This window comes from Thermoprotei archaeon (assembly GCA_038881895.1).
Classification (GTDB): domain Archaea; phylum Thermoproteota; class Thermoprotei; order Gearchaeales; family WAQG01; genus JAVZOV01.
Window position 1 is genome coordinate 151861 of record JAVZOV010000004.1, and the last position, 8694, is coordinate 160554.

The window sequence follows — 8694 nt, forward strand, 5'->3', positions numbered from 1 at the left end:
CCCTGAATGGAGCGTATAGCCTCATCCTTACCCACTCTTTCGGCGAGAAGGCTTCCGACTTCAGTCGTGGAGATGAATCGCCGTTAAGTTTATATTCCTCCAAGCCCATCATCTCCTTGAGCAGGTCGCTCGCATGTGGATGGGATGTCCGAAAGCTGGAATAAGGCTCCCATCCAAGACGGGTGGGGATGGTTCCAGCAAGCGGGCTATGGGCTATATGCTCATGGCAGGGGCTGGTTTGACACAGCCCAGAACTCGGTAGAATGAGTGGAGGCCCCACGACAAACCGAGAATCTCCCGGCTTCAGCCGTGGAGAGTGTCAATTGTCCGAACCTCCTCACCAACTTCAGCTCAGAGCCTTAAGACCTATAAACCTATCGACCATTTGGCAGCACGATATGGTGCAAAAGGTGTTGAAAATTTTGTGAGCGCTACGAAAACAGAAATTCAGATGCTAACGCTGGCTCTTTGCAAATATAAAATACAAGACTTAGGTAGTGAAGATCTTGGAACTCTTGATAAAGAATTAGCAGAAATGTTTAATATTGAATTACGTATATTTAATATTAAAACAAACGATCAAAACATATAGGGAGTTAACGTACAACCAATGAGAGTCTTAGAAGCGAGAGTCTCTCCGCTAAAGCATGGAGAGTACCAATCTTTAATAAATTCTCTTTTAAACTACTTATTTGTTTATGGTTATGAGAATGCAATTTGAGTGTATTATAAGTATTTATCTAAGTTATTTTATCAAAAATATGTATGATGGGAAGAGTGAAAAAAGAGGTTTCAGATAAGCCAAGATTATACAAGTTTCTGATCCAGAGTGGGAAAGGAGGTCGAAGTTTTGATACCAGCAAATGACATTTCACAATTGTCAACCGGTGTGTTAGTAGATAGGTGGGGACGACCTGTTACTGGTGTGCGTATATCTTTGACTTCGAGTGAACGATGCAATTACAGATGTATTTTTTGTCATAATGAAGGAATTTATGATGATCCTAAAGATTTAGTAACACCTGAGGAGATTGAAAGAATAGTAAGAATCCTGTATAAATTTGGTGTAATGACTGTGAAGCTTACTGGTGGTGAACCGATGTTACGTAAAGATATTATTGAAATTGTAAGACGGATTAAAAGCGTTGGTGTTAAAGAGATTTCTATGACCACGAATGGAACTAGGTTTGCACTTCTTGCTAAGGAGTTAAAAAATGCAGGTCTTGATCGTGTAAACATTAGCGTACATAGTTTGCGACGCGATACGTATAGGTTTATCACTGGTGTTGATAAGCTTGATGAAATGATGAGTGCTATTGATGCCGCATTAGAAAATCAGATTATACCTTTAAAACTTAATGCAGTGATTATGCGGGACATGAATGATAGTGAAATACCTGATCTCATAGATTTTACTGCAAAATTAAATAGGAGAGGTGAGACTGTTCTTCAACTTATTGAACTTGTTGCTGAAGGATCTGCGGCTAGTTCACAATTCTTTAAAAAATATTATTACAGTTTATCAGAAGTTGAGAAAATAATTGCTAGACAGGCTATAAAAGTAGAGAAAAGGCAGTTGCATAATAGGATGAGATACTATTTGCCTAATGGAGCTATCTTAGAGTTTGTGAAGCCAATGCACAATAGTGAATTTTGTATGGGTAACAATAGAATAAGAATTACGTACGATGGTAAATTCAAACCATGTTTATTACGACAAGATAATCATGTAGATTTCATTACCGCTATGAGAAATGGTGCAACTGATGAAGAACTTGAAGAAATATTCAAAAAAGCTGTAAGAATGCGTGAACCTTTCTTCAAACCAGGCATAGGACCAACCACAACACCACCATCAAGAATCTTTTATACATGCACAGAGTAATCCTATACTTTACGTAGCTCTTGGGGTTCATCAGCCTTCCCCCTGTCAGGGTGAACACTCTCTCATCCCTTTATCAGCTCTTTAAAGAGGTTTGGAGGTGGAGGACTTTTCTTCATCCCCTAAGCTCTTCAAAGAACTGATGAGGAGCTCGATGAGCTCGTGAAAGCTCTTAGACCGATGAATCCCTAGAGTTATGTAGGTCTATTTGAGACCACAATTAGAACCCCATAACAGAAGCATCCTTGATGTTTATGAGGTATTTTATTTTTTCTAGCGCCTCTTCTATTGTTAATGGTAAGTATTTAGTAAGATTTGAATCTTCGCATCCATATATCTTGTAAATAAGGTAAAAAAGGCGAGCTATTATTGGAGGCTCTAAGTTTGCTTTTTCCATTATTTCAAAGTTCGCAAAGACTTCTCTAACTGATCCCTCTGCAATAATTTCTCCCTTATTTAAAATGTAAACTCGATCAACAATCATCGGAATCATGTCAATATCATGTGTCGTAACAATTAATGTTATTTTTTGTTCATGATACAATTTATTGATAAATTTTATCATTTCCACTTTACTTTTTGGATCCAGATTAACAGTTGGTTCATCTAATATTAAAATTTCCGGGTTCATTGCCAAGATTGTTGCGATTGCAACTTTTTTCTTTTCTCCTATGCTCAAATGATGTGGAGGCCTATCCTCATAACCTTCTAATCCTACAATTTTTATTGCTTCCCTTGCTCTCTGTAATGCTTCATCTTTAGGTAAACCCATGTTTAATGGACCGAAAGCAACATCATCCAATACCGTCGGAGAGAATAACTGATCATCAGGATCTTGAAAAACGAGTCCAACTTTCATTCTTATTCTATGTAGATTGTTTTTATCCATAGACATGCCGAATACATGAATTTGTCCTTCGGTTGGTTTAAACAAACCATTAGTAAGCATTAGTAACGTGGATTTTCCAGCTCCATTGGCGCCAAGTATTCCAACCCTCTCTCCTTTGAATATTCTCAGATTTACATTTTTTAGCGCAACATGACCGTCTGGATAAACATATTTTATGTTCTTCATTTCTATAACAATTTCATTCACCATAAATACCACCTAAACCAGAGGTCTGTTAATAAGATTGTGAGGAACGTTAATGAAGAAATTATTAAGAATGCCCAATCTTTGTAGTTTATTTTTGCGTTATCGGTTAATTTAATTTCACCTGTATATCCTCTAGCTATCATTGCCAAGTAAACTTTTTCATTTTTTTCGTACGCTCTTATGAATAAAGTACTAATTATTTGTGCTATTGTTTTCATAATCTGTAATCTGCTCTCCTTATTAACTGTTCTCGCCTCTTTTGCCAAGATCATTCGGTACGTTTCGTTGATAAAGAAAAAGATGAACCTGTAGGTAATAATTATTATAGAAGTAAAAATTATTGGAACTTTTATATTCTTCATTAAGTAAACAAGCTTAGAAAATTTCGTAGTGAAAATTAAAAGGGATAACGAAGCTACACTAATCCACACTCTAACTATGAATTGTATTGCTTTATATAATCCTTCCCATGTAATCGAAACAAAAAATTTATCATAACTTATTATAATCAATTTCGAACCTGATGTTATGAAAGGTAATGGTAAAACTATTATTATGGAGAATAAAGGTATAAAAGCTGTTCTTAAAAAGAATAGTTTCAATGGAATTTTTGATGTAATAGTGAGTATTGTAATAATCACGAAAATAATACCTAATAAAATTATGGAGTTTACGCTAATTGCTGTTAATATGCATAATGCGAGACTATAAAGTTTTATTCGAGGATCAATGTTTTGAAGGACTCCATTGATGTTTGTAAATTTCTCTGAGAGCACGCTATATTCAAGTGTATTCAATATATCTCGTAACATGTAATCAACCTCTAATCACTTTCGTCCTTCAAAAATTTTACCTACAATTAAGGTTATTACAAAAATCAATATAGTGAATATCGCACCTAGAAAAACATCTACTATTAGATTTCCCTCAAGTCCTGGTACCTCATAATTAGGGAACGGAGGCGTCCATATATTGGATTCGGAAGCGTTAAAACGCTCTGCAATCACATCTAAAGTTTCATTAGAGTAAGAGAAATAAAAAGTTCCAACAATAACAAAAACTAAAGAAACAATCAAACCTATCACAACTAATTTGTTAATTTTTAATCCCCCCTTATGAACATTATAGGATCAGGCATCCATGAAGGCGCAATTTTTGGTAATTGTAATAAGTCTTGCCTTGAGTTCCAGAGAATTGAGATGATCATTGTTGTAATAATACCTTCCCCAATTCCTATAAATAAATGGTGCAATCCCATCGCAGCAACAGCTATTTGTATATTGTATGGAAATATTGTAGATAATCCCAGTTCAAGTCCAGCAAAAATTGCAGCCAGATCATCACCTATCAGTGCTCCTATGAAAACTCCAACTAACATTCCTTTCTTACTTCTTAATATTTTTGTAACCAAGAGCAATATTAAATATGGAATGAAAACGTCGATGATTCCCATATTCCAAACATTTGCACCAAAAGTTGTAATGCCGCCGTCACCGAAAAGCAATGCTTGAATTAAGAGAATAATGGTCATTGATATTAATCCAGTATAGGGTCCTAAGGTAATAGCTAAAATAGGTCCTCCAATCAAATGTGCAGTTGTGCCGCCGACTATAGGATAATTCATCAGCTGAGCAGCAAAAAACATAGCCGTTAAAGTAGCCATCAAAGGAACTTGCCTTTCATCTAAACCTTGTCTTAACTTTCGAAAAGCAAAAATCCAAAAAATAAGAGTACCAAAATACATCAAGGCACAAATACGCAAATCCAAAAATCCATCAGGAATATGCAAGTTTGTTCACCTCGTAATACTAATTATTAAATTAGTATTACCAGTATTTATATTTTTCTATGAATTATTTATATTTTTCTATGAATATTTAGAAAATAGGTGATGAAGATTAAAACTAGAAGGGGCGTTACAAGATTTAGTGTTTCTGTACCTCCTGAATTGCTTACAAAGTTTGATGAGATAATTAAACGAATGGACTATGATAGATCTAAAGCTATTCAACTCACAATGCGCAATTTTTTGACTGAATATAAATGGGAATATGAAGAGACAGGCATTATTGCAGGAACAATAACACTTATTTATGATCATGAAGTAAAAGGGTTGGAGGAAAATTTAACGGATGTGCAGCATCTTCAGCGTGACGTCATTATTTCGAATATGCATATTCATATTGATGACAGAAACTGTCTCTTAGTAATAGCAGTGAAGGGAGAAATAAAAGCCATCAAAAATTTAGCAAAGGAATTAATGCGCATGAGGGGTGTTAAACAGCTCAAATTAACCACTATCGCAATTGGAATATAGTGTTAAATTTTAACTTAGAAGGTCTTCTTTAAATAGAAGTAAATCATAAGTAAGGATGAGGGATCTTCGATCATGGATTTTTCACTTCTTCCTAAGCAAATAGAGGCCGTGTTTAGAGAAAATTCTTTGCTGGCAAAATCAATTCTTTCGCAAATATATCAAATCACCCCTCTTGCTATGCAAAAATTGAAGAGAGAAAGAATAAAAATTATGAATTTTTGTGGTTCTCATGAATGGACTACTACGCATTATGGTTTAAGATACATGATACCAAAAGAAATAGAACTGATCCCTGGACCTGGATGTCCAGTATGTGTAACACCCTCTAGTGATATAGAGAATATAATAAAATTAGCAATGGAAGGTTTTAGAATATATACGTTTGGTGATGTTTTTAAGCTACCAACAGTGAAACATTATAAGAAAGATGAGGTAGGAAGTCTTGCAGTGGCAAAGTCTATGAATGCTGATGTTCAAATAGTTTATAGTTTTATTGATGCTGTTGACGATGCGAAGCATAATAAGAAACCTTCCATATTTATGGGGATTGGTTTCGAAACAACAGCACCGAGTTATGCCATCCTTTTTGAAAGGAATAAAGTACCAGAGAACCTTCTCTTCTATTCATCATTAAGGCTTACAGCACCTGCAGCTGAATACGCCATCAAATTACACAAAGATAAGGGGAGTATTCCTATCTCAGGAGTTATAGCCCCAGGACACGTATCTACTATAATTGGTGCTATGAGTTGGGACTTTTTACCTAAAGAATATAAAATTCCTGCAGTCGTTACAGGTTTCGAACCTATGGATGTCATTGCCAGTATTCTCAAAATACTACAAATGATTTATACTGAAAATATATCTTATACAGAGCTTGAATACAAAAGAGTTGCTACTCGTGAGGGAAACAAATATGCACAGAATGCAATAAATAAAGTTTTTGTGGTTACAGATGCGATATGGAGAGGAATAGGCTTAATACCTAAAAGTGGGCTTGCTCTACAAGAAAAATATTCAAAATACGATGCTAAAGAACAACTCGGCATAAAAGATGTGCCATGGGATTATGATTTGCCCCCAAATTGCAAATGCGCAGAGGTAACACTTGGAATGGCGTATCCTACAGACTGCCCAATGTTTATGAAAGCATGCACTCCTGCAAAACCTTGGGGACCATGTATGGTATCTATGGAAGGAGCATGTTCTGTATGGGCACGATTTGGATCTGTTCAAAAGGTATTAAATATTATGGACGAGGTAAGATAAGATGTGTTGGGGAGTCCCTGCTAGAGTCATATCAATAGATTCTGATGTAACAGCAACGGTTGATTTTCTAAGCGGCACTCTTAAAAAGGTTGTAATAGGAGTAGATGATTTAAAGGTTGGTGATTTTGTCATTGTTCACGCTGGTGTTATAATATCTAAAATAACAAAAGAGGACGTCATAGAAAATATAAACTTTATTGCAGAACAAATAAGGGAGACAGCATTAATGACTGGAGAAGATGCAGATAAAGCAGTCAAAGAATTTCTTAATATGGCAATGAAAATTTTGGGTGAATAGAATATGGACACAATACTTATTTCTCATGGTAATGGAGGAAGAGAAACACAACTTTTGCTTCAGCAAATAATTTTTTTAAAAGTACCTGAGAAATTAAAACAAACAATCGGAGGAATAGGAATAAATTATCCTGATGATGGAGCTGTAATAAATTTAGAAAAAAACAAATTAGTCATCACAACAGACTCATACACAGTCAATCCTATATTCTTTCCTGGAGGAGATATCGGAACATTGGCAATTTCAGGCACAATTAACGATTTGGTTATGATGGGCGCATCACCAATTGCCATGCTAGATTCGATAGTAGTTAGTGAAGGTTTCTCCATAAATGATCTAGAGAAAATCCTCGAATCCATGTTAAACATTCTAAAGGAATACAACATACCATTAATAGGTGGAGATTTTAAAGTAATGCCCTCAGATTCGATGAAAGGAATAATAATAAACACAGTAGGCATTGGTACCACCGAAAATCCAATAATAGATGCAATAGTGCCTGGAGACAAAATAATAGTTACTGGCCCAATAGGGACGCACGGAGCAATCATAGCTGCAATGCAATATGGAATCCAAACTTCCCTAAAAAGTGACGTAAAACCCTTATTACCATTGCTCAAGATTTTTAATAAATACAAAGGCAAAATACATGCTGCAAGAGACCCCACAAGAGGAGGGCTCGCATCAACATTAAACGAATGGGCACAATTAACTAAAAAAATGATAATAATAGAAGAAAATAAAATACCAATACTTCAGGAAGTCAAATCCATTACTGAAATAACCGGACTTGATCCATTTGTTCTAGCAAATGAAGGAATTGCAGTTCTTTCCGTAAGCCCGGATATAGAAAAAGATATAATAAAAGACCTCGAATCGTTAAATTTCCAACCCGCAATTATAGGATACGTAACAGAACCAAAAAATTGGGAAAACAGAGGAATCGTAATCACAAAAACAGCTATAGGTGGAGCCAAAATTCTTGAAATGCCCACAGGAGACATTGTACCCAGAATATGCTAAACATAATTAAACAATCGCGTGTGACCTAGTTAATCTCACGCTAATGCACTATGAAACCTTAAGGATTAAAGAACTATTAACTTTTTGCTTTTTCTATTATCTCCCTTGCAATTTCATCTCTAGTCTTGCCTTCAGTACTAATACCAAGACTCTTTGCAACCTCTATGAGCTTGTCATCACTTGATACTGTTTGTGAGCTTTCAGTGGATGATGATTGTGTTATTTTGCTTATCTCTTCTTCTAATCCGCGTGATGCTTTTTCATACTCCCGTTTTGCGCGACCTAACGCACGAGCCAGCTCTGGTATTTTACTTGGGCCCCATATTATTAATGCTAAAATAATAATACCTATCATAAGTGTTTCAATAGGATCTAATGCCATTACTTTTCACCTAAATAATATAATTCAGTGTATCTTATAAGTTTTTTAAGGTAATATACATAACAAAAAACATCATTTTTCAATGTAATTATTTCACAATTGTTCGTCGATTTCTTTGATGAGTTCTCTTAACGCTTCTCCTCCATATGCAATGATTTTAATTTTCTTTAACGATTTTAATTTTCCTTGAAAGACCATATTTTTTATTGCCCTGCTCATGGCAACTCCAGCTTCGCCTTAAAAAACAGTTTCAAAATAGATGGAGTTAAATAGACATAAGCCATAATATCTTCTTGATGGAGAAGCTTTACACTCTCAAAGAGGCAGCGTTTAGCTGCCTTTGTCAGTATTTTCAGAGCAGATAGGTTTAAATATGGTTTGCTCATACGTTTTAGTGTCCCCTCTGCTCTGGAAGCATGACTTCCTA

Annotated in this window: 12 protein-coding genes and 1 pseudogene; 6 read left to right on the forward strand and 7 right to left on the reverse strand. The window is 35.4% G+C overall.

The window, feature by feature from the left end; genetic code table 11:
• The first annotated feature begins 316 nt into the window (after nt 1-316).
• The gene (locus tag QW128_08190; protein MEM3833544.1) at nt 317-592 is read left to right on the forward strand and encodes a hypothetical protein; all 276 of its coding nucleotides are present in this window, start codon (nt 317-319) and stop codon (nt 590-592) included.
• A gap of 297 nt (nt 593-889) precedes the next feature.
• Nucleotides 890-1825, forward strand: a pseudogene (moaA, locus tag QW128_08195) (GTP 3',8-cyclase MoaA).
• Nucleotides 1826-2102: 277 nt separating this feature from the next.
• On the opposite strand, the gene QW128_08200 reads toward moaA, so the two are convergent.
• The 4 genes from QW128_08200 to QW128_08215 all read right to left on the reverse strand — a co-directional run bounded on the left by QW128_08200 (nt 2103) and on the right by QW128_08215 (nt 4767).
• Nucleotides 2103-2981, reverse strand: a complete 879-nt coding sequence (locus QW128_08200) for an ATP-binding cassette domain-containing protein (GenBank protein ID MEM3833545.1) — start codon at nt 2979-2981, stop codon at nt 2103-2105.
• A complete protein-coding gene (gene cbiQ, locus QW128_08205; protein ID MEM3833546.1) occupies nt 2975-3790 on the reverse strand; it encodes a cobalt ECF transporter T component CbiQ in 816 nt (271 codons plus the stop codon). Before cbiQ ends, QW128_08200 begins: the two co-directional genes overlap by 7 nt.
• Nucleotides 3791-3805: 15 nt before the next feature.
• Nucleotides 3806-3985 (reverse strand): hypothetical protein, encoded by a 180-nt coding sequence (locus QW128_08210; protein ID MEM3833547.1) that lies wholly within the window; start codon nt 3983-3985, stop codon nt 3806-3808.
• Between the two features lie 95 nt (nt 3986-4080).
• Nucleotides 4081-4767 (reverse strand): energy-coupling factor ABC transporter permease, encoded by a 687-nt coding sequence (locus QW128_08215; protein MEM3833548.1) that lies wholly within the window; start codon nt 4765-4767, stop codon nt 4081-4083.
• 102 nt (nt 4768-4869) lie between these two features.
• On the opposite strand from QW128_08215, the gene nikR reads away from it, so the two are divergent.
• From nikR to hypE, 4 genes are all read left to right on the forward strand, one after another.
• Nucleotides 4870-5295 carry a nickel-responsive transcriptional regulator NikR gene (gene nikR / locus QW128_08220; protein MEM3833549.1) on the forward strand — a complete coding sequence of 142 codons (426 nt, stop codon included), beginning with the start codon at nt 4870-4872 and terminating at the stop codon, nt 5293-5295.
• A 72-nt stretch (nt 5296-5367) separates the two neighbouring features.
• Nucleotides 5368-6564, forward strand: coding sequence for a hydrogenase formation protein HypD (hypD, locus tag QW128_08225; protein MEM3833550.1), 1197 nt, complete (start codon nt 5368-5370; stop codon nt 6562-6564).
• Nucleotide 6565: 1 nt separating this feature from the next.
• On the forward strand, nt 6566-6862 hold the full coding sequence (locus QW128_08230) for a HypC/HybG/HupF family hydrogenase formation chaperone (GenBank protein ID MEM3833551.1): 297 nt from the start codon (nt 6566-6568) through the stop codon (nt 6860-6862).
• A gap of 3 nt (nt 6863-6865) precedes the next feature.
• Nucleotides 6866-7885 (forward strand): hydrogenase expression/formation protein HypE, encoded by a 1020-nt coding sequence (gene hypE, locus QW128_08235; protein MEM3833552.1) that lies wholly within the window; start codon nt 6866-6868, stop codon nt 7883-7885.
• A 76-nt stretch (nt 7886-7961) separates the two neighbouring features.
• On the opposite strand, the gene QW128_08240 is transcribed toward hypE, so the two are convergent.
• From QW128_08240 to QW128_08250, 3 genes are all read right to left on the reverse strand, one after another.
• The gene (locus QW128_08240) at nt 7962-8267 is read right to left on the reverse strand and encodes a twin-arginine translocase TatA/TatE family subunit (GenBank protein ID MEM3833553.1); all 306 of its coding nucleotides are present in this window, start codon (nt 8265-8267) and stop codon (nt 7962-7964) included.
• A gap of 93 nt (nt 8268-8360) precedes the next feature.
• On the reverse strand, nt 8361-8486 hold the full coding sequence (locus QW128_08245) for a hypothetical protein (GenBank protein MEM3833554.1): 126 nt from the start codon (nt 8484-8486) through the stop codon (nt 8361-8363).
• The coding region (locus QW128_08250) for a hypothetical protein (GenBank protein ID MEM3833555.1) at nt 8483-8694 on the reverse strand (212 nt) is incomplete at its 5' end. The genes QW128_08245 and QW128_08250, both read right to left, overlap by 4 nt.